Annotated in this window: 25 protein-coding genes; 6 read left to right on the top strand and 19 right to left on the bottom strand. The window is 69.2% G+C overall.

Annotated features, from left to right (window positions below; genetic code table 11):
• Positions 1-11: 11 nt before the first annotated feature.
• The 16 genes from rpsH to rpsJ form a co-directional block, all read right to left on the bottom strand.
• Positions 12-410, bottom strand: coding sequence for a 30S ribosomal protein S8 (gene rpsH / locus RNL97_RS20095; protein ID WP_003966947.1), 399 nt, complete (start codon positions 408-410; stop codon positions 12-14).
• 224 nt (positions 411-634) lie between these two features.
• Positions 635-820, bottom strand: coding sequence for a type Z 30S ribosomal protein S14 (locus RNL97_RS20090; RefSeq protein ID WP_003948630.1), 186 nt, complete (start codon positions 818-820; stop codon positions 635-637).
• Between the two features lie 2 nt (positions 821-822).
• Complete coding sequence (gene rplE, locus RNL97_RS20085) at positions 823-1,380, bottom strand: 50S ribosomal protein L5 (RefSeq protein ID WP_006126888.1); 558 nt, start codon at positions 1,378-1,380, stop codon at positions 823-825.
• Positions 1,380-1,703 (bottom strand): 50S ribosomal protein L24, encoded by a 324-nt coding sequence (gene rplX / locus RNL97_RS20080; RefSeq protein ID WP_003966949.1) that lies wholly within the window; start codon positions 1,701-1,703, stop codon positions 1,380-1,382. Before rplX ends, rplE begins: the two co-directional genes overlap by 1 nt.
• Before the next feature lie 2 nt (positions 1,704-1,705).
• On the bottom strand, positions 1,706-2,074 hold the full coding sequence (gene rplN / locus RNL97_RS20075; RefSeq protein WP_003966950.1) for a 50S ribosomal protein L14: 369 nt from the start codon (positions 2,072-2,074) through the stop codon (positions 1,706-1,708).
• 108 nt (positions 2,075-2,182) lie between these two features.
• A complete protein-coding gene (rpsQ, locus tag RNL97_RS20070) occupies positions 2,183-2,467 on the bottom strand; it encodes a 30S ribosomal protein S17 (protein WP_003966951.1) in 285 nt (94 codons plus the stop codon).
• Positions 2,467-2,691 carry a 50S ribosomal protein L29 gene (gene rpmC / locus RNL97_RS20065; RefSeq protein WP_003966952.1) on the bottom strand — a complete coding sequence of 75 codons (225 nt, stop codon included), beginning with the start codon at positions 2,689-2,691 and terminating at the stop codon, positions 2,467-2,469. The genes rpsQ and rpmC overlap by 1 nt, the downstream gene beginning before the upstream one ends.
• Positions 2,691-3,110, bottom strand: coding sequence for a 50S ribosomal protein L16 (gene rplP / locus RNL97_RS20060; protein ID WP_003966953.1), 420 nt, complete (start codon positions 3,108-3,110; stop codon positions 2,691-2,693). The genes rpmC and rplP overlap by 1 nt, the downstream gene beginning before the upstream one ends.
• Positions 3,111-3,115: 5 nt before the next feature.
• A complete protein-coding gene (rpsC, locus tag RNL97_RS20055) occupies positions 3,116-3,946 on the bottom strand; it encodes a 30S ribosomal protein S3 (protein WP_030578038.1) in 831 nt (276 codons plus the stop codon).
• Entirely contained in the window at positions 3,946-4,293 is a 348-nt protein-coding gene (rplV, locus tag RNL97_RS20050) for a 50S ribosomal protein L22 (protein ID WP_004571827.1), read from the bottom strand. Before rplV ends, rpsC begins: the two co-directional genes overlap by 1 nt.
• A 43-nt stretch (positions 4,294-4,336) precedes the next feature.
• Entirely contained in the window at positions 4,337-4,618 is a 282-nt protein-coding gene (gene rpsS / locus RNL97_RS20045; protein WP_003966956.1) for a 30S ribosomal protein S19, read from the bottom strand.
• Between the two features lie 12 nt (positions 4,619-4,630).
• Positions 4,631-5,467 (bottom strand): 50S ribosomal protein L2, encoded by an 837-nt coding sequence (rplB, locus tag RNL97_RS20040; protein WP_003966957.1) that lies wholly within the window; start codon positions 5,465-5,467, stop codon positions 4,631-4,633.
• A gap of 39 nt (positions 5,468-5,506) precedes the next feature.
• Positions 5,507-5,830: a 50S ribosomal protein L23 gene (gene rplW / locus RNL97_RS20035; RefSeq protein ID WP_003966958.1), complete on the bottom strand. Its 324-nt coding sequence runs from the start codon at positions 5,828-5,830 to the stop codon at positions 5,507-5,509.
• Positions 5,830-6,480 carry a 50S ribosomal protein L4 gene (gene rplD / locus RNL97_RS20030; protein ID WP_030578049.1) on the bottom strand — a complete coding sequence of 217 codons (651 nt, stop codon included), beginning with the start codon at positions 6,478-6,480 and terminating at the stop codon, positions 5,830-5,832. Before rplD ends, rplW begins: the two co-directional genes overlap by 1 nt.
• Before the next feature lie 4 nt (positions 6,481-6,484).
• Positions 6,485-7,129, bottom strand: a complete 645-nt coding sequence (rplC, locus tag RNL97_RS20025) for a 50S ribosomal protein L3 (protein WP_006126884.1) — start codon at positions 7,127-7,129, stop codon at positions 6,485-6,487.
• A 14-nt stretch (positions 7,130-7,143) separates the two neighbouring features.
• On the bottom strand, positions 7,144-7,452 hold the full coding sequence (gene rpsJ / locus RNL97_RS20020) for a 30S ribosomal protein S10 (RefSeq protein WP_003948644.1): 309 nt from the start codon (positions 7,450-7,452) through the stop codon (positions 7,144-7,146).
• A gap of 706 nt (positions 7,453-8,158) precedes the next feature.
• Here rpsJ and RNL97_RS20015 point away from each other — a divergent pair.
• Both RNL97_RS20015 and RNL97_RS20010 read left to right on the top strand, forming a co-directional pair.
• Positions 8,159-10,180, top strand: a complete 2,022-nt coding sequence (locus RNL97_RS20015; RefSeq protein WP_313751650.1) for a PIG-L family deacetylase — start codon at positions 8,159-8,161, stop codon at positions 10,178-10,180.
• A 145-nt stretch (positions 10,181-10,325) separates the two neighbouring features.
• A complete protein-coding gene (locus RNL97_RS20010) occupies positions 10,326-11,051 on the top strand; it encodes a S1 family peptidase (protein WP_030578055.1) in 726 nt (241 codons plus the stop codon).
• A gap of 175 nt (positions 11,052-11,226) precedes the next feature.
• Here the strand turns inward: RNL97_RS20010 and nshR are convergent, their stop codons facing one another.
• The 3 genes from nshR to RNL97_RS19995 form a co-directional block, all read right to left on the bottom strand.
• Positions 11,227-12,030 carry an NshR/TsnR family 23S rRNA methyltransferase gene (nshR, locus tag RNL97_RS20005; RefSeq protein ID WP_313751009.1) on the bottom strand — a complete coding sequence of 268 codons (804 nt, stop codon included), beginning with the start codon at positions 12,028-12,030 and terminating at the stop codon, positions 11,227-11,229.
• 72 nt (positions 12,031-12,102) lie between these two features.
• Positions 12,103-13,302: a cytochrome P450 gene (locus RNL97_RS20000; protein ID WP_030578062.1), complete on the bottom strand. Its 1,200-nt coding sequence runs from the start codon at positions 13,300-13,302 to the stop codon at positions 12,103-12,105.
• 184 nt (positions 13,303-13,486) lie between these two features.
• Positions 13,487-14,119: a class I SAM-dependent methyltransferase gene (locus RNL97_RS19995; protein WP_030578065.1), complete on the bottom strand. Its 633-nt coding sequence runs from the start codon at positions 14,117-14,119 to the stop codon at positions 13,487-13,489.
• Positions 14,120-14,738: 619 nt separating this feature from the next.
• Here RNL97_RS19995 and RNL97_RS19990 point away from each other — a divergent pair.
• The 4 genes from RNL97_RS19990 to RNL97_RS19975 are packed head-to-tail and all read left to right on the top strand — an operon-like array spanning position 14,739 to position 18,896.
• Complete coding sequence (locus RNL97_RS19990; RefSeq protein WP_243314811.1) at positions 14,739-15,911, top strand: YcaO-like family protein; 1,173 nt, start codon at positions 14,739-14,741, stop codon at positions 15,909-15,911.
• Positions 15,912-15,931: 20 nt separating this feature from the next.
• A complete protein-coding gene (locus RNL97_RS19985; protein WP_030578072.1) occupies positions 15,932-16,537 on the top strand; it encodes a hypothetical protein in 606 nt (201 codons plus the stop codon).
• Between the two features lie 43 nt (positions 16,538-16,580).
• The gene (locus RNL97_RS19980) at positions 16,581-18,194 is read left to right on the top strand and encodes a tpaE (RefSeq protein ID WP_030578075.1); all 1,614 of its coding nucleotides are present in this window, start codon (positions 16,581-16,583) and stop codon (positions 18,192-18,194) included.
• Positions 18,195-18,197: 3 nt separating this feature from the next.
• Positions 18,198-18,896 carry a tpaF gene (locus tag RNL97_RS19975; protein WP_030578078.1) on the top strand — a complete coding sequence of 233 codons (699 nt, stop codon included), beginning with the start codon at positions 18,198-18,200 and terminating at the stop codon, positions 18,894-18,896.
• The last annotated feature ends 3 nt before the right edge of the window (positions 18,897-18,899 follow it).

The raw sequence follows: 18,899 nt of genomic DNA, 5'->3' as shown, positions 1-18,899 counted from the left end.
TCCTTTCCCGACTACCAGACGTAGGCGAGGACTTCCCCACCTACGCCCTTCTTGCCTGCCTGCTGGCCGGTCAGGAGACCGTGGGACGTGGAGATGATCGCCACGCCCAGGCCACCGAGGACCTTCGGCAGGTTGGTGGACTTTGCGTAAACACGCAGACCCGGCTTCGAGATGCGCTTGATGCCGGCGATCGAACGCTCGCGGTTCGGGCCGAACTTCAGCTCCAGGACGAGGTTCTTGCCGACCTCGGCGTCCTCGACCTTCCAGCCGGTGATGAAGCCCTCCTGCTGGAGGATCTCCGCGATGTGCGACTTGATCTTGCTGTGCGGCATCACGACGGAGTCGTGGTACGCCGAGTTCGCGTTACGCAGACGCGTGAGCATGTCTGCGATGGGATCAGTCATGGTCATGAATTGGCCTTCGGCCTCTCTCGCCGGGGTTTCCTGTATGCGCCATCCCTCTCCCCACTCACTGGCGGGACGGGTGCGGTGCGGGGACCTACGGCGTAGTAAGTCGGTCTTGGGCGGCAGGCGCCCAACCCTTCAAGCCTACGGCATGAAAGGTGGGGCTCCTGCCGACCAGATGCTTACCGAGAGTCTCCGGGAACTTCCAACGCCCAGGGGGCGAAGGAGAGTTACCAGGAGCTCTTGGTCACGCCCGGCAGCTCGCCACGGTGAGCCATCTCACGAAGGCACACGCGGCACAGGCCGAACTTGCGGTAGACGGAGTGGGGCCGGCCGCAGCGCTGGCAGCGGGTGTACCCGCGGACGCCGAACTTCGGCTTACGGGCGGCCTTAGCGATCAGAGCCTTCTTCGCCACGGTCAGTTCTCCTTGAACGGGAAGCCGAGGTGACGAAGGAGGGCACGACCCTCGTCGTCGTTGGTCGCCGTGGTGACCACGGTGATGTCCATGCCCCGGACCCGGTCGATCTTGTCCTGGTCGATCTCGTGGAACATGACCTGCTCCGTGAGACCGAAGGTGTAGTTGCCACGGCCGTCGAACTGCTTCGGCGACAGGCCACGGAAGTCACGGATACGCGGAAGCGCGAGCGACAGCGTACGGTCCAGGAACTCCCACATCCGGTCACCACGGAGGGTGACGTGGCAGCCGATCGGCTGGCCCTCGCGCAGCTTGAACTGCGCGATGGACTTGCGGGCCTTCGTGACGGCCGGCTTCTGGCCGGTGATCGTGGTGAGGTCGCGAACGGCCCCGTCGATCAGCTTGGAGTCGCGGGCGGCGTCGCCCACACCCATGTTGACCACGATCTTGACCAGACCGGGAACCTGCATGACGTTCTCGTACGAGAACTCCTCACGCAGCTTGCCGGCGATTTCCTCGCGGTAGCGCGTCTTGAGACGCGGCGCAGTGGTGGCAGTCATCAGATGTCCTCACCGGTCCGCTTGGCAACGCGGATCTTGTTGCCCTCGTCGTCAAAGCGGTAGCCGACGCGGGTGACAACCTTGTTGCCGTCCTTCTCCACGACCAGCTGTACGTTGCTGACGTGGATCGGAGCCTCGGTGGTCACAATGCCACCCGTCTGCGAACCGCGAGCCGTCTGACCGGCCTTGGTGTGCTTCTTGACCCGGTTGACACCCTCGACGAGGACGCGGTCCTGAGCGGGGTAGGCCACGATGACCTTGCCCTGCTTGCCCTTGTCCTTACCGGTGATGACCTGGACCAGGTCGCCCTTCTTGATCTTCATGCTTACAGCACCTCCGGCGCGAGCGAGATGATCTTCATGAACTTCTTCTCGCGCAGCTCCCGGCCCACGGGGCCGAAGATGCGGGTGCCGCGGGGGTCGCCGTCGTTCTTCAGAATGACGGCGGCGTTCTCGTCGAAGCGGATGTACGAGCCATCCTGACGACGACGCTCCTTGACGGTGCGAACGATGACGGCCTTGACGACGTCACCCTTCTTCACGTTGCCACCGGGGATCGCGTCCTTGACGGTGGCGACGATGACGTCACCGATACCCGCGTAGCGGCGACCCGAGCCACCGAGAACACGAATGGTGAGAATTTCCTTCGCACCCGTGTTGTCGGCGACGCGCAGTCGCGACTCCTGCTGGATCACGTCTATCTCCTGATCGTCTGCCGGTTCCCGGCGGGGAGCCACGTAAGCGACTTACGCGGCTCCCTCACCGAGCCTGGCGGAACTGACCTGAGGGAAACCCCTCAGGAATTACTTGGCCTTCTCGAGGATCTCGACGATGCGCCAGCGCTTCGAGGCGGACAGCGGACGCGTCTCCATGATGAGGACGCGGTCGCCGACGCCGGCGGAGTTCTGCTCGTCGTGGGCCTTGAGCTTGTTCGTACGGCGGATGACCTTGCCGTACAGCGCGTGCTTGACGCGGTCCTCGACAGCGACGACGACGGTCTTGTCCATCTTGTCGCTGACGACCAGACCCTCACGGGTCTTGCGGAAACCGCGGTCGGTGTTCGTCTCAGTCACAGTCTTCTCGCTCATCAGGCGCTCTCCACCGTCTCGATGCCCAGCTCGCGCTCACGCATCAGGGTGTAGATCCGGGCGATGTCCTTACGGACGGACTTGAGCCGGCCGTGGTTCTCGAGCTGGCCCGTCGCCGCCTGGAAGCGGAGGTTGAACAGCTCTTCCTTGGCTTCGCGGAGCTTGTTGAGGAGCTCCTCGTCGCCCAGCTCGCGCAGCTCGGACGCCTTGGTACCGGCCGACATCACGACTCACCTGCCTCGCGCCGAACGATCCGGCACTTCATCGGAAGCTTGTGAGCAGCGCGGGTGAGCGCCTCACGAGCAATCTTCTCGTTCGGGTAGGACAGCTCGAACATCACCCGACCGGGCTTGACGTTCGCGATCCACCACTCGGGAGAACCCTTACCGGAACCCATGCGGGTCTCGGCAGGCTTCTTCGTCAGGGGACGGTCCGGGTAGATGTTGATCCAGACCTTGCCGCCACGCTTGATGTGACGGGTCATCGCGATACGAGCGGACTCGATCTGACGGTTCGTCACGTACGCCGGGGTCAGCGCCTGGATGCCGTACTCGCCGAACGCAACCTGCGTGCCACCCTTGGACATACCGCTGCGCTTCGGGTGGTGCTGCTTGCGGTGCTTGACCCTACGGGGGATCAGCATTTCGGTCAGGCCTCCGTTCCGGTGCTCTCAGCAGCCGGAGCAGCGGCGGCCTCGGCCTTGGGGGCCTCGGCTGCCGGCGACTGCTGCGGCTTACGGCCGCGACCGCCACGCTCGCCACCACGGCCACCGCGGCCGGCCGGGCGGTCAGCGCCGCCACGAGCCGGACGGTTACCGGCGCGGGCCGCGGCGTTCTCGGCGCGAACCTCGGCGATGTTCTTGACGTCGCCCTTGTAGATCCAGACCTTCACGCCGATGCGGCCGAAGGTCGTCTTGGCCTCGAAGAAGCCGTAGTCGACGTTCGCACGGAGCGTGTGCAGGGGCACACGGCCCTCGCGGTAGAACTCCGAGCGGGACATCTCGGCGCCGCCGAGGCGACCGCCGCACTGGATCTTGATGCCCTTGGCGCCGGCCTTCATCGAGGACTGCATGCTCTTGCGCATGGCCCGACGGAAGGAGACGCGGGAGGAGAGCTGCTCGGCGACGGCCTGGGCCACCAGCTGAGCGTCCACCTCGGGGTTCTTGACCTCGAGGATGTTCAGCTGGACCTGCTTGCCGGTCAGCTTCTCCAGCTCGCCGCGGATGCGATCGGCCTCGGCGCCACGGCGACCGATGACGATGCCCGGACGGGCGGTGTGGATGTCAACGCGGACGCGGTCGCGGGTGCGCTCGATCTCGACCTTCGAGATGCCGGCCCGCTCCATGCCCTTCGTCATCATGCGACGAATGGCGACGTCTTCCTTGACGTAGTCCTTGTACAGCTTGTCGGCGTACCAGCGGGACTTGAAGTCCGTGGTGATGCCGAGCCGGAACCCGTGCGGGTTTACCTTCTGGCCCATTACCGGGTTCCTTCCTTGCTGCTGACGACCACGGTGATGTGGCTGGTCCGCTTACGGATCCGGTAGGCACGGCCCTGAGCACGCGGACGGAACCGCTTCAGGGTCGGGCCCTCGTCCACGTACGCCTCGCTGATGACCAGCGAAGAGGCGTCGGTGTGGTCGTAGTTGTGTGCAGCGTTGGCGATGGCGCTGTCCAGCACCTTGCCAACCGGCACGCTCGCGGCCTGCGGGGCGAAACGCAGGACCGCCTGAGCCTCCGTGGCATCCATGCCACGGATGAGGTCCACCACTCGGCGGGCCTTCATGGGCGTGACGCGGATGTACCGCGCCTGGGCCCTGGCTTCCATGGTTGTCCCTTCGGTGTAAGTCATAGTCGTTTCCACCCCGCGCTTAGCGGCGCTTCGACTTCCGGTCGTCCTTGACGTGGCCGCGGAAGGTGCGAGTCGGCGAGAACTCGCCGAGCTTGTGGCCGACCATCGACTCGGTGACGAACACCGGGACGTGGATCTTGCCGTTGTGCACCGCGATGGTGTGACCCAGCATGGCCGGGACGATCATCGAGCGACGGGACCAGGTCTTGATGACGTTCTTGGTGCCTGCCTCGTTCTGTACGTCCACCTTCTTGATGAGGTGTCCGTCGACGAAGGGCCCCTTCTTGAGACTGCGCGGCATCTAAACCCGCTCCTAGCGCTTCTTGTTCGTCTTGCGGCGGCGGACGATGTACTTGTTGCTCGCCTTCTTGGGAGAACGAGTACGACCCTCCTTCTGACCCCACGGCGAGACCGGGTGACGACCACCTGAGGTCTTGCCTTCACCACCACCGTGCGGGTGGTCAACCGGGTTCATCGCGACACCGCGGACGGTCGGGCGGACGCCCTTCCAGCGCATGCGGCCGGCCTTGCCCCAGTTGATGTTCGACTGCTCGGCGTTGCCGACCTCACCGATCGTCGCGCGGCAGCGCGCGTCGACCAGGCGGATCTCACCCGACGGCATACGAAGGTGGGCCATGGTGCCCTCCTTCGCCAGCAGCTGCACGGAGGCACCCGCGGAACGGGCGAACTTCGCGCCGCCGCCGGGCCGCAGCTCGATGGCGTGGATGGTCGTACCGACCGGGATGTTGCGCAGCGCCAGGTTGTTGCCGGGCTTGATGTCGGCGGTCGGACCGTTCTCGACACGGTCACCCTGCGACAGGCCACGGGGAGCGACGATGTAACGCTTCTCGCCGTCCGCGTAGTGCAGCAGCGCGATGCGCGCGGTGCGGTTCGGGTCGTACTCGATGTGCGCGACCTTGGCCGGCACGCCGTCCTTGTCGTGACGACGGAAGTCGATCACGCGGTAGGCGCGCTTGTGGCCACCACCCTGGTGGCGAACGGTCACACGACCGGCGTTGTTACGGCCGCCCTTGCTGTGCAGGGGGCGGACCAGCGACTTCTCCGGCGTGGACCGCGTGATCTCGACAAAGTCGGCGACGCTGGAGCCACGACGGCCCGGGGTCGTCGGCTTGTACTTGCGGATACCCATTTCTCAGTCCTCGTCCGATTCCGGACGACTCGACCTCACTTAAGAGGTCGGGCCGCCGAAGATGTCGATACGGTCGCCCTCGGCGAGGGTCACGATGGCGCGCTTCGTGTCGGCGCGCTTGCCGAAACCGGTGCGGGTGCGCTTGCGCTTGCCCTGCCGGTTGATCGTGTTGACCCCGGTGACCTTGACCGAGAAGACCGCCTCGACGGCCTGCTTGATCTGGGTCTTGTTGGAGCCGGGCGCGACGATGAACGTGTACTTGTTCTCGTCGAGCAGCGCGTAGCTCTTCTCGGAGACCACGGGCTTGACGAGAACGTCACGCGGGTCCGAGTACGTCTTGCTGGTAACGGTCGCCTCGCTCATCAGGCGTCGCTCCCTTCGGTCTCAGCGGTCTGGGGGCCAGACACGAAGGACTCGAAAGCGGCCTGGGTGAAGACCACGTCGTCAGAGACGATCACGTCGTACGTGTTGAGCTGGCCCGGCTCCAGGATGTGCACCTGGGGCAGGTTGCGCGCGGACAGCCACGCGGCCTCGTCGGCGCGGTCGACGACCAGGAGCAGGTTCTGGCGCTCCGAGATCTTGCCGAGCAGCGTCTTGGCGGCCTTCGTGGAGGCGGCACCCTCGACCACGCCGGTGACGACGTGGATACGGGAGTGACGGGCCCGGTCCGAGAGGGCACCGCGCAGGGCGGCGGCCTTCATCTTCTTCGGGGTCCGCTGCGAGTAGTCACGCGGCTGCGGGCCGTGGACGACGCCACCACCGGCGAACTGCGGGGCGCGGGTCGAACCCTGACGGGCGCGGCCGGTGCCCTTCTGGCGGTAAGGCTTCTTACCACCACCGCGGACTTCACCGCGGCGCTTGGTCTTGTGCGTGCCCTGACGGGCAGCCGCCAGCTGAGCGACAACGACCTGGTGGATCAGCGGAACGCTGGTCTTCGCGTCGAAGATCTCCGCGGGGAGCTCGACGGTACCGGCCTTGTCGCCTGCCGGCGAAAGGATGTCAATGGTGCTCATTACCTCAAGCCCCCTTGGCCGCGGTACGGACCAGGACGAGGCCGCCGTTCGGACCGGGGACCGCGCCCTTGATGAGGAGCAGACCCTTCTCCGCGTCAACCGCGTGGATGGTCAGGTTCTGGGTGGTGACGCGCTCGTTACCCATGCGGCCCGCCATGCGCATGCCCTTGAAGACACGCCCAGGGGTGGCGCAGCCACCGATGGAACCGGGGGAACGGTGCTTGCGCTGGGTGCCGTGCCCGGCGCCGAGGCCCTTGAAGTTGTGACGCTTCATGACACCGGCGAAGCCCTTGCCCTTGCTCTTGCCCGTGACGTCAACCTTGACGCCGGACTCGAACACGGCGGCGGTGACCTCCTGGCCCAGCGTGTACTCGCTGGCGTCAGGGGTGCGGAGCTCGACCAGGTGGCGGCGCGGGGTGACGTCGGCCTTGGCGAAGTGACCCTTGAGGGGCTTGTTCACCTTGCGCGGGTCGATCTCGCCGAAGGCGATCTGGACCGCTTCGTAGCCGTCGCTGTCGTTGGTGCGAACCTGCGTCACGACGCACGGACCGGCCTTGACGACGGTCACCGGGACAACCCGGTTGTTCTCGTCCCAGACCTGGGTCATGCCGAGCTTCTCGCCCAGGACGCCCTTGATGTTCTTGCTCATCTCGGCCCGTCCCCTCAGAGCTTGATCTCGATGTCGACGCCGGCCGGCAGGTCGAGACGCATCAGCGAGTCAACCGTCTTCGGCGTGGGGTCGAGGATGTCGATGAGGCGCTTGTGGGTGCGCATCTCGAAGTGCTCGCGAGAGTCCTTGTACTTGTGCGGCGACTTGATGACGCAGTACACGTTCTTCTCAGTGGGCAGCGGCACCGGGCCCGCGACCGACGCACCAGTGCGGGTCACCGTCTCGACGATCTTCTTCGCCGAGGAGTCGATGACCTCGTGGTCGTAGGCCTTGAGCCGGATGCGGATCTTCTGTCCCGCCATGGCTACTAGTAGTCCTGTCTCTCTGTTTAACGCTCTGGAACCCGGGGGTTCTCTGGACTCCTCCTCCGACCCACGCGGTCGGGCGTGTCGCATCCCCTCTACGAAAATCTCCCGAAGGAAATCCCAACCAAGGGGGTGCGGGCCCGAGGACCGCGGAACCGGGGGCGGAACACCCACCGGGTGCCTGGTCGGCGCCCTGCGTTGCTTCCCGGAAGATTCCCGTACGTCCGGCCCCACGGGGCCGACGAGTACTGTGGGACTCGCTTCCGGTCCTCCCGGCGGGAGGCGCGCAGCATTGACACTCAACCGAGCAACCTGGTCAGTGTGCCATACGGGGCGCGGCCCTGGCCAATCGAGTCGGGAATCCTACCCCGCGCGGGCGCGGACTCAAACGCGGGCGCGCATCCGGCGGCACCGGAACCATCGCGGACCCCCGCGGGGGCCTGCAGGAGAAGCTCCCGCCATGCCGACGAGCAGCGGGACGACGCCGTCGACGGCTTCCTGGTGCGCAACCCCACACCCGCAGCGGGCAACCCGCCCGCCCCTCCGTCCGTCTACACCCCCGCAGGCGCGGCTCGACCGCCGCCGACCTGCGCGGAGAGCCAGGAGTGACGCAGGACAGGGCGGCCGTTCGCCCGCTGCGGGGGAAGCGGGAGCGGACGGAGTGCGCGGCGTGGTGGATCGGTCTGTCCTGGCCCGGATGCGGATGCCCCGGCGCACCCTTCTCCTCGCGGCCGGCGCGACCGCCGCCGCCGCCGGATGCGCCGTGCCGGCTCCCCGGCGGCGCGGGCCGGAGGCGGACCCGGCGCCCGGTCTGGCCATAGCGAGCACCCGGCGGGCCCTGGTCCTGCAGCTGCTGGCCCACCCGGACGACGACCTGTACTTCATGAACCCGGACACCCGTGAGGCCCTGGACGCCGGGACCCCGCTGGTCTGCGTGTACCTCACCGCGGGCGAGGCGGACGGCGTCAACAAGACCCCCGGCGCGCCCCGCCCGGCCCCCGACCGTGCCGCGTACTCCTCCTCCCGCCACCAGGGCCTGCGCCAGGCGTACGCCGAGCTGCTCGGGCTCGACCGGTTCACGCCCTGGCGGAAGTCGGTCGCGGCCCTGCACGGCGGCCACCGGGCCGAGGTGAACGTCCTGTCCGACGGCGTCCGCCGGGTCGAGCTGGTCTTCCTCAACACCGCGATGCACACCGGGCGGGGCCGCCCCGGGCTGCCCAGCCTCTGGCGGGACCGCCGGCTCGTGCTGCGTACCGTCGTCGCCGACGACTCCCCGCTGGAGCGGGCCGGCTCGTATACGTACGAGTCGCTGACCGACGTCCTCACCGGGCTGCTGGAGCAGTACCGGCCGACCGTCGTGCACACCCTCGACCCGGACCCGGACCTCCAGTTCAGCAGCGAGTACGAACGCCGCCTGGACAGCGAGCAGCGCGGGTACTCCGACCACGCCGACCACACCGCGGCCGGGTGCTTCGCCTGGGCCGCCCTGATCCGCTGGGTGGCGCGGGCGACGGGACGCGGGGAGCCGGTGCCCGGATTCGTCGTCGCCTCGTTCCGGGGCTACTACAACCGGCACTGGCCCAAGAACCTGCCGCCCGCCGTGCTGGAGCGGAAGGCCGCCCACCTCGTCCCGTACGGCGGCGCTCCCGGCTGGGAGTGCGGCAACCCCTCCGGCTGCGGGGACTACAACGTCGGCGGCGACCGGCCGCTCACCAACCGGAAGGGCTGGGTGCGCTCCACCCACCACCGCTACCCGGGACCCCGGGCCCAGGTCGCCGCCGGAGCGGACGGCCGGCTCACCGCCTACGGGGTGCTCGGGCTGCGCGCCGTCCGGTGGCGCGAGAGCGCGCCCGGCAGCGGCGTCTGGGACGCGCCGGACGACCTCGGCGGCGGCCCGCTCGCCCCGGTGCTGGGCGCCGCGGCGACGGCGGACGGGCGGCAGCTGCTGTTCGGGCTGCGGTTCGCGGCGCTCGGCGGGCACGGCGCGGACAACGAGCGCGAGATCGTGCTCCTGGAGCAGCGCTCCCCCGGCGGCCCCTTCCTCGCCTGGCGAGGCCTCGGCAACCCCGCGGCGCGCCCCGACCACGGCCGCCGCGTCGGAACACCGACCGCCGTCGCCGCCCCGGACGGCCGCGTCCACCTCTTCGTGCGCAACGCGGAGAAGGGTCTCAGCACCCGGGTGCGGGACGCGGCCACCGGACGCTGGAGCGGCTGGCGGGACATGGGCGGCGGCGAGATCCAGGACGGGGTGACGACGGTCGTGGACACGGCGGGGCGCGTCCATGTGTACGCGGCCGGGCACCATGCCGTGCACCACTGGACCCAGGACGCCCCGGACACCGACGTCACCGCCCGGACCCAGCTCACCGGCTCCCCCGTCCCCGCGCACGCGCCCGGCGCGCTCCCCGCGCCCGACGGGTCCGTGGAGCTGTACTACCGGCCCGCCGCGCGCGAGCGGCTCGTCGCCGTACGCGCCGGCGCCGCCCCCGCGCCGCGGTTCGGGGGGTACGGTCCGGTGACCGCCGTCGCGTCGGCGGCCGGCCCGGTCCTGCTCGGCCGGTCCGCGGACGGGCGGATCCAGGTGCGCACCGCCGAGGGAGCCGCCGTGCGGTCCCGGGGCCCCGTCGCCCTGGACGGCGCCGCCCTCCACCTCGGCGCGGCGGACGGGCGGCCCGTCGTCGTGGGCCTCGGTCCGGACGCAGCCCCCTGGGCCTGGCGCCCGTAGCAGCGACCGCGTTCCCCAACTCCCGCCCCATAACGCCGCGTTATGGCCAAACGTTAGTACCCCGCCCTGGTCGCGCTCCGGCACCCTGTTGCCCACCATCCCCCACGGACACGCCTACCCAGCGTGTCGCGCGAAACGAGGCATCATGCGCATATCCCGGCTCATGCCCGCTGTCGCCGCAGCAGCGGCCTGCGTCCTCTCGCTCTTCGCACCGTCCGCGACGGCCGCACCCGCGCCGCCGCTCCAGGACGCCCCGCCGCCCACCACCCAGATCATCGGCGGCGGTTACGCCCAGAACGCCCCCTGGGCCGCCCGGCTCTTCTCGAACGGCAGAGAGACCTGTTCGGCGACGATCATCGCGCCGACCTGGATCCTCACCGCCAAGCACTGCGTCACCGGCGGCGGCCTGTCGTTCCGCATCGGCAGCCTGGACCAGCACAGCGGCGGTGTCGTCGCGAACGGCGCCCAGACCTACACCCACAGCTCGGACCTGGCGCTCGTGCGGCTGGACCGTTCCGTGCAGGCGACCTATTCCCGCCTCGGCTCGCCGGGCTCGGTGAGCGTCGGGCAGAGCGTCCAGGTCTGGGGCTGGGGCGCGACCTCGCAGTGCGGCTCGGAGGCGAACTGCCAGTCGCGCTACCTGAAGGTCGCCAACGTGACGGTCACCGGCGGCTGCGGTGACGCGTACGGCGGCTCGGCGATCTGCGCCCGCCGCGGCAACGGCATCACCGCCGGCGGCGACTCCGGCGGTCCGATGACGGCGAACGGCATCCAGGTCGGCGTCGCGTCCACCAGCGACCGCCAGACCACGACCGCGTACACGAACGTCACCGCGTACCGGTCCTGGATCCAGTCGGTCGCGGGCGTCTGACCCCGGACACGCCTGAACGCCCCGCCCGGGACGGCGGGCACCTGACCGGTCCGCCGTCCCCCGATCCGTAGGGCCCCCGTACCTCACCGCCCGAGGTATCGGGGCCCTACCTCCATTTCGGGGTGGGGCAGGCGGAAGACGGGCACCGCGACGGCCGTGATCCGGCCGACCGGGGCTACCGGCCGAGATTGCGGCGGGCGCGGGCGTTCAGGGCGATCCCGGCCGAGACCGAGACGTTGAGCGACTCCGCCGCGGGGTTCATCGGGATGGAGACCGACGTGGCGGCCGTGTGCGCGAACTCGCCCGACGGGCCGGTCCTCTCACTGCCGAACATCAGGACGAGGCGCTCGTCCATGCCGTCCAGATCGCCGACCGTGAGCTCCCCGCCGGCTTCGAAGACCACCGGGCGCACGCCGTTGTCCTGGACGTACTTGAGCGCCTCGTCCCGGGACGCGAGGACGATGGGAAGGGAGAACACATAGCCCCGGCTCGCCCTGATCAGCCGTCGGTCGGCGATGGTTCCGAGATCGCTGTCCACGAGGACGATGCCCGAGGCGCCGAGGGCGAACGAGGTGCGCACGATGGCGCCGATATTGCCGACGATCTTCACGCCGTCGAGGAGAATGAGGTCACCGGTCGTGGCGGACAGGTCCGCGAGGCGGGTCGGCTTGGGGACCCGGGCCAGGCCGAAGACCTTCGGCTTCTTCTCCGTCTTGAAGACCTGGTTGGCGACGGGGGCGGCGAGCAGCCGGACCGGGATGTCGCGCCGGGCGCACAGGTCGAGCAGTTCGTCCGGCAGGGTCACGGTGTCGAGCCCGTAGATCTCGATGAACCCGACTCCGGCCCGGATGCTCTGCAGCAGTGGCTCGATGTCCTCGATCAGTACCGTCTTGACGACGGCCCGCGAGTGCTTCGTGACATCGATGATGCGCTGCACAGCGGGATCGGAGCGTTCCGTGATGAGGTCAAGGCTGGACATCGGCCGAACATAGCACGCGGTCCGGCACCCGCTCTTCGGTGCGGGACGGGGCCCGCACCGAACGCCTGGGCGTCAGAACACCAGCGGCAGTTCCTCGGGGCCGGTCATGCTGAGGCTCGGCAGGAACCGGGGCGGCCGGTCCGGGTCGCTGCGCAGGTTCGGGAAGCGGTCCAGCAGGATGTTCAGCGCCACCCTGCCCTCCAGGCGGGCGAGCGGCGCGCCGATGCAGAAGTGCGCCCCCCGGCCGAACGCCATGTGGGGGTTCGGGTCGCGCAGCGGGTCGAAGGTGTCGGGGTCGGTGAACACCTTCGGGTCGCGGTTCGCCACGCCGAGGAAGGTCACCACCAGGGAATCGGCGGGAATGCGCTCACCGCCGAGTTCCACGTCGACGGTCGTGGCACGCGCCGTTCCCGCGAAGGGGCTGTAGTACCGCAGCGACTCCTCGATCGCGGCCGGCACCAGCGCGCGGTCCGCGCGCACCCGGGCGAGCCACTCCGGGTGGCTGTCCAGACACAGGATCGAGTTGCCCAACAGCATCGTGGTCGTGATGTGCCCGGCGATCAGCAGCACGTTGGAGAAGTTGACGACCTCGTTGTCGGTGAGGCGTTCACCGTCCACCTCGGCCTGAACCAGCTTGGTGATGAGGTCGTCGCGGGGGTTCTTCCGGCGGTCGAGAACGTGTTCGCGCAGGTAGTCGGAGAGTTTCCCGACCTGCTGCATGGCCTCCTGAAGGCGTCGGCTCTGCTCTTCGGTCCGGTCGACGAAGGAGAACTCCTGAGTGCTCTCCATGAGCGCGGTTCCCCAGTCCCGGAACTTGTCCCGGTCCGAGGCCGGCACTCCGAGCAGCTCGGCGATGACGATGACGGGAAGCGGGTAGGCCAGGTCGTTGACCAATTCCATACGGCCGCCGTCGGCCACGGCGTCGAGCAGTTCGTGGGTGAGGGCGGCGATGCGTGGTTCCATATCGGCCACCACCTTCGGAGTGAAGGCGTGGCTGATCAGTCCACGGAGCTTCTTGTGCTCCATCGCGTCCATCTGAATGAGGTTGCCCTCACTGAACCGGTCGGCGCCCTCCCGCATTTCCGGAGGCACAAGGCGCTGGGTGTTCGAGGAGAACGTCGCAGGATCGGAGAAAACCTGCTGTACCTCCCGATAGCCGAAGATGCACCAGAGTCCGGCCTGCGGATCGAAGCGCACCGGGGCTTCCGGCGCCTGGCCGCGCAGCCAGAACTGCGCCTCGTGAATTCCCCAGGTATCCGCCACGGATGTCATGTCGTGTCATCCTTCGCTAGAGCGTAGGTTTGAGGTCCGCGCACGGAAAGCGGAATCGCGGGAACGCGGAACCATGGAAACGCGGAAACGATCTTCTTGCCGGTGCACGACGCGGCGGTATGCCGCATTCCGCGGGGAAGCGGGAAAGGGTGCCGCCCGGCACAGGGAGGCAGCGCCGCGGGCGTTACGCCACGGGTTTGCGCGCGGCGACCCGCTCGACGCACCCCAGCTTGCGGCGGTCCCGGTGCTCGACGAGGAATCCGGCCTCCTTGACCAACGGGTACGGCCGACGGGTCTGGTGGTCCCCGCACTGGCGGAGCATGGCCTTCTCCAGGGCGCGCTGCCACCAGCGGATCAGCCGGATGTGGCTGCCGACATGGTCGAGCAGCACCAGCCTCCCGCCGGGGCGCAGCACCCGGTACATCTCGTCGATCACCTTCCGGTGATCGGGCACGCTGCAGAGCCCGAGGGTGCAGACGACCGTGTCGAACGTGTCGTCCTCGAAGGGCATCGCGTGGGCGTCGGCCTCCTGGAGGGTGACCTCGCGACCCAGTTCACTGGCCCGGCTCCGGGCCAGATCGAGCATCTCGGGACTCAGATCGATGCCGGTCACCGCGATGCCGTCCGGGTAGAACTCCATGTTCCGGCCGCTGCCGATGGCGACTTCGAGGACGTCCCCCTTGGCCTGGCCGCATGCCCACGCCCGCCCGTCGTCGAGCAGCATGCGTTCCAGGCGCACCATGTCGTTGTCGTAGCGGGGCGCGTATTCCTTCCACAGGCGGCGAAGCCGCTCGTTCTCCCTGGCCACGTCGGTCACGTCGTACTCCCCCTGCCCCATTCACCTCGCGCCCGACCTGGCCGAACGATTTCCATCGTGGCCGGTTTCCCTGCATCGACATGCGGCGCGAGGTGCCCGCGGATAAGTCGGATTCTGCTCGTGCCAGGAGACTGTGCCAGAAAGAACCGTGATCGGCTAGGGACCGTCCGCCCCCTCTCCGAGACGTCCGCGCGACCCCGCTTCGCGGATCCGCCACGGTGGGTTCGGGCGTTGCGACGGGCCTGTCGGCCGTGGCCGAAATCAGTGGCCAGAGCTTTCGTCCGGCGGTCGAACGGCATCTCAAGCAGCCGAGAGAACCCCCGCTGAGCTGCGGTAATTACCCCCGGTCACCGAATTGCCCCGGCAGTCGATCACCCCTTGACAGGCTAGATTCCTTCAGCAACGATCGACGTCGGCGGCCAGCGATGAGCCCGGGATTACCACAACTTTGGGGGAAGAGTCTGTGGATACCGTGAAGACCGAATTGCAGCGGATAGCGTCCTTGGTGTCCCCATACGGCCTCGTATCCCGTACGACCGCATTACCTGTGGCCGATGGCGATCCACGCTTCGCCGTCCGCGTTTCCCGAATCGGTGATCTCTCAAAAGTTCTGCAGGGGATGCGGAGCTGGAGCGGCAGCGGCGACACCGGCAATCTCGACGGCGCCGGCAGCGATCTGACAGGGGAGCGGGCCCGGCTCATCTCGATCGCCGAGGCCCTGGAGCGGTACTCGATCTGCTCCTGGCACGACACCGACCTCCTCACCGCCGCCGAGAACGACCTCGACCAGGACTGCGTGTCGCCCACGAGGTGGCCCGTGTGCTCGGCGAACGAGTTCGCCCAGGACGACTGCGGCCTCGTACCGTACGACCCGGCCGTCCCGATCAGATGGGTACGGGCCTGGTCGCTGACCCGGCGCCGCGCCGTCCTCGTACCGGCCATCGCGGTCTACCTGCACATGACACCGCAGTCGCCGTCGGAACGCTTCACCCGAGGCATCACCACCGGCGCGGCCGTCCACTCCGACCTCCGCAGCGCGGTGCTCGGCGGGCTGCTGGAGGTCGTGGAGAGGGACGCGCTGACCCTCGCCTGGCTCCAACGCCTGCGGCTGCCGCAGATCGAGGTCGACCCGGAGCTGCTGGAGCCCTCCGCACGCGCCTGCCACACGGCGGGCGCCCGACGCCACCTGGAAGTCCGGCTCTTCGACGCGACGACGGACTTCGGTATCCCCGTGGTGTACGCCGTCCAGCTGTCGCCCCACGAGGAACAGCTCGCGCAGATCGTCGGCGCGACGTGCGACATCGATCCGGAGCGCGCCGTGGGCAAGCTCCACCGCGAGCTGGCCTCGGTACGGGTGGCGCTGCGCGCCGGTCTGGCCACCGGTCCGGCGCAGCGGCCCGAGGACGGGAAGGTCAGCGTCGTCGGCTCGGCGGCGTACAACGCGTCGGCGGAGCGGCGGCACGTCTTCGCGCATCTGCTGGAGGGCGAGCGCGAGCGGCGGTCCCTCGGCGAACTGCCCGATCTGTCGGCCGAGACCGACCCGCTGGCGACCGCCGTGTCCCGACTGGCCGCGCGCGGCGCGGAAACACTCGTCGTGGACATCACCACGGACGAGGCACGCCAGGTGGGGATGCACGCCGTCAAGGTGCTGGTGCCCGAAGCCATGCCGCTGTCGTTCATCCACAGCGAGCGCTACCTCGGCACCCCCCGGCTCTACGACGCGCCGACGGCGATGGGGTACGAGAGCAGCTCGGAACAGTCACTGAATCCGGAACCGCAGCCGGCCGCGTAGCCGGCGTACAGGAGGAGCAGGTGTCCCAAACTCTCGCGGACTGTCTGTACCTGGTAAGGGACACCTTCGGCGAACAGTACGCGCGGGCCTACCGGCCCGCGTCCTGGAGCCGGGTGACCGGCAGCCGGCTCCCGGACGACGCCCGGCTGTCGAGCGCCTCGATGATCGTCGCCGTGCACTCCGGCAAGGACGAGAAGCTGCGTGACGAGCTCGACCGGCTCGGGTTCGAGCGGTCCATCCCGACCGTCGGCGTCGAACTGCTCCCGACCAGGATCGTCTGCGGTCCGGCCGTGATCCCCGGGGCCACGGCCTGCTACTCCTGCCATCTGCGCCGCGCCGAACAGCACCAGGACCCCGCGCGCACCGGTGACCTGGGCGCGGCGACCCGGGGCCTGCCCGAAGGTTTCGGCCCGATGCACCTCGCCATCGCGCACGGCCTGCTGAACCTCGCCACGGCCGAGCTGCGTACGGGCCCCGCCGGACTCGGGGCGACGGTCCGGACCTTCGACCTGGTCGCGGGGACGGTGGCGACCGCGGTGACCGTGGCCGTGGACCGATGTACCCGGTGCGGCGCCCGATGGGGCGGCCGACGGGAGGGGGCCGACGCACTGGCACGCCTCGTCTGAGCCGTTTCATCACGTCATCACCATGGGGGAAGGGACACGATCGATGGGTGTGGAGCTGAAGGCAGAGGCCCTGGGACGGGCCGCAGGCCGGGACAAACAGATCGCGGTCCCACAACGGCCCGTTCTGCGCAGAGGTGTCCGGCTGCGCAGTGCCGGAGAGTCCTTGATGCTCGACGGGGCCGACAAGCGGCAGGCCTTCACCGGCAGGTTCGCGCGCGAGGACCTCGGCCGGCTGGTCGAAGCCTGCGACGGCGCCACCACCCTGCCCGGTATCGCCGCCAGGACGGGGCTCTCCGAGGGGACCGTCCTCAAGTCGCTCGCCCTGCTCTGGGCGTCGGGCGCCCTGGAGGAAGGCGGCGGGAACGAGACGGCCGCGGCGGTCACGCCCGAGCTGGCCTGCCTTCTGTCCCGGCTCGGCAACTCCACCGGGGTGAACCCGTCCTGGACCGACGCCGCGGCCCGTCTGGGCCGTACGACTGTGCACCTGGCGGGCGACAAAACCCTGGCGAAGGCCACGGCGGACTGCCTGGACGGCGTCTGCGAGGTGGCCGGCGACCTCGACGAGCTGCCGGTCGACGGCAACTGCCTCGTCCTCTTCTTCGAGACCCGCGACTCCCTCCCCGAACGCACCGCTCTGTGGCGCCGATGTTGGCTGGAACGAAGGCCCCTGCTGCGCATACGCGTCGACGACACGTCGATGACCCTGGGCCCGTACGTGGACCCGGCGTTCACCCCCTGCCTGGAGTGCGGCGTCGCGGACGAGGGGGACGCGCCGCCGGACGGCCCGCCCGACCAGGCGCACGACCTGGTCGCGGGCATGGCCGCCCACCATGTGCTCGCCCTCTCCTCCCGTTCGATCCGGACCTGTCTGCCGCTCGACGCCGGCATCGTCGATCTGACCACCCTGGCGACCCGCTACCGCCCCAGCACCACCCGCCCCGGGTGCCCCACCTGCTCGTTCAGCAAGGGCCCCACGGCGACCACGCCGCCCGCCTCCGCGGTCTACGAGGCGTCGATCGCCCTTCCGGTGCGCACCTTCCTCGACACCAACGGGCACCTGGCCCACTTCCACTCGAAGAACATGAACCTCCAGTGGCAGTTCCGCGACTGGCCCAGCTGCCCGCGGGTGCCGCTGCCCGCCGCCGACGTGTCGCGGCTGGCGGGGACACCGTCGCCGACTGCGGATCCGGCCGAGTGCGGGCGCGCCGACCTCGCCCTGATGCTCGCGGTCGCCTTCGGTATCCGCCGGCGGTCCGACGGCTGGGTGCAGCGGTGGACGGCGGCCGGCGGCAACATCGGTTCGGCCACGGCCTATGTGGTGAGCCGCGACGAGTCCGTACTGCCCGTGGGCGGGTACGCGTACCGCGAGGGGGACCACGACCTCGCCCGGCTGACCGACGAGGCGCTGCCGGGTGATGAGCCGCTGCTGCTGGTCGTCACCGCCAACCTGCCGAAGATGGGCTCCAAGTACGGCACGTTCGGGCTCCGCATCTCCTTCTGTGACGGCGGCGTCGCCCTGGCGGCCGCCCGGAAGGTCGCCGACCGGCTGAACCTGCCCCGCTCCCTCGTCACGGACTGGGACGACCGGGCCCTGAGCGAGTACCTGGGCCTCTCCCCCACCGAAGAACCGATCACCGCCGTCATGGAGGTGGGCTGAACCGTGCGCACCGACCCTTCCATGATGGAGCCCCTGCTGGAGACCTTCGCCGACCGGGCCCGCTGCGGCGACGGCCTGGCGGCGGAGCGGTCGCTGCTGCCGTTCGCGGACGCCGTGCCCGTCGATGCGGAGGCGGGGACGACGGAGTCCGGCCGCACCCTGGACCTGCACGACACCCTCCAGGCGCGTCGGTCCTCCCTTCAGTACGGAGAGGCGCCCGTACGCACGGACCTGATCCTGCGGTGGACGCGCGAGGCGCTGGAGCGCGACGCCGGTGACTGGGGGCTCGACGACGCCTGCGGCCCGCTGGAGGCGTTCGTCTTCGCGCTGCGCAGCGAGGGCCGCCCGGCCGGGGTCTACCGCGTCACCGCGCGGGACATCTCGTTCATCGCCCCGGCCTCTGACGTCGGCGACCCTCAACTCCTGGGCATTCAAAGGGAGTTCGCGGACGGGGCCGGGATCGTCACCGTCTGCGCCAACCTCGACTCCGCCGACGCGTGGGCGGGGTCGCACGGCTTCCGCCTCAGCGCGGTGCGTGCCTCGATGGCCCTCTACGACTTCCATCTGCGCTGCCAGTCCGACGGGCTCGCCGGCACCGTCTTCGGCGGCTTCATCGGCGCGGCCGTCCGGAACCTGATCCAGAGCGACGGTGTGACGAGACAGCCCCTGCTGTCCGCGACCTACGCCCACCCCGCTTCCTGAGCG

This window comes from Streptomyces parvus (genome assembly GCF_032121415.1).
GTDB lineage: Bacteria > Actinomycetota > Actinomycetes > Streptomycetales > Streptomycetaceae > Streptomyces > Streptomyces globisporus_A.
This window is presented reverse-complemented; position numbering and strand designations above follow the sequence as displayed.

Bases quoted from the DNA above. Each gene is read 5' to 3' on its own strand.
- rplV (WP_004571827.1), bottom strand. From the start codon at position 4,293: ATGGAAGCCAGGGCCCAGGCGCGGTACATCCGCGTCACGCCCATGAAG.
- nshR (WP_313751009.1), bottom strand. From the start codon at position 12,030: ATGTCCAGCCTTGACCTCATCACGGAACGCTCCGATCCCGCTGTGCAG.
- rpmC (WP_003966952.1), bottom strand. From the start codon at position 2,691: ATGTCGGCCGGTACCAAGGCGTCCGAGCTGCGCGAGCTGGGCGACGAG.
- RNL97_RS20015 (WP_313751650.1), top strand. From the start codon at position 8,159: ATGCCCCGGCGCACCCTTCTCCTCGCGGCCGGCGCGACCGCCGCCGCC.
- rpsH (WP_003966947.1), bottom strand. From the start codon at position 410: ATGACCATGACTGATCCCATCGCAGACATGCTCACGCGTCTGCGTAAC.
- rplC (WP_006126884.1), bottom strand. From the start codon at position 7,129: ATGAGCAAGAACATCAAGGGCGTCCTGGGCGAGAAGCTCGGCATGACC.
- rplX (WP_003966949.1), bottom strand. From the start codon at position 1,703: ATGAAGATCAAGAAGGGCGACCTGGTCCAGGTCATCACCGGTAAGGAC.
- RNL97_RS19990 (WP_243314811.1), top strand. From the start codon at position 14,739: ATGCGGAGCTGGAGCGGCAGCGGCGACACCGGCAATCTCGACGGCGCC.
- RNL97_RS20000 (WP_030578062.1), bottom strand. From the start codon at position 13,302: ATGACATCCGTGGCGGATACCTGGGGAATTCACGAGGCGCAGTTCTGG.
- rpsC (WP_030578038.1), bottom strand. From the start codon at position 3,946: ATGGGCCAGAAGGTAAACCCGCACGGGTTCCGGCTCGGCATCACCACG.
- rplW (WP_003966958.1), bottom strand. From the start codon at position 5,830: ATGAGCGAGGCGACCGTTACCAGCAAGACGTACTCGGACCCGCGTGAC.
- rpsJ (WP_003948644.1), bottom strand. From the start codon at position 7,452: ATGGCGGGACAGAAGATCCGCATCCGGCTCAAGGCCTACGACCACGAG.
- rpsQ (WP_003966951.1), bottom strand. From the start codon at position 2,467: ATGAGCGAGAAGACTGTGACTGAGACGAACACCGACCGCGGTTTCCGC.
- RNL97_RS20010 (WP_030578055.1), top strand. From the start codon at position 10,326: ATGCGCATATCCCGGCTCATGCCCGCTGTCGCCGCAGCAGCGGCCTGC.
- rplE (WP_006126888.1), bottom strand. From the start codon at position 1,380: ATGACTGCCACCACTGCGCCGCGTCTCAAGACGCGCTACCGCGAGGAA.
- RNL97_RS19980 (WP_030578075.1), top strand. From the start codon at position 16,581: ATGGGTGTGGAGCTGAAGGCAGAGGCCCTGGGACGGGCCGCAGGCCGG.
- rplB (WP_003966957.1), bottom strand. From the start codon at position 5,467: ATGGGTATCCGCAAGTACAAGCCGACGACCCCGGGCCGTCGTGGCTCC.
- rplD (WP_030578049.1), bottom strand. From the start codon at position 6,480: ATGAGCACCATTGACATCCTTTCGCCGGCAGGCGACAAGGCCGGTACC.
- rplP (WP_003966953.1), bottom strand. From the start codon at position 3,110: ATGCTGATCCCCCGTAGGGTCAAGCACCGCAAGCAGCACCACCCGAAG.
- rpsS (WP_003966956.1), bottom strand. From the start codon at position 4,618: ATGCCGCGCAGTCTCAAGAAGGGGCCCTTCGTCGACGGACACCTCATC.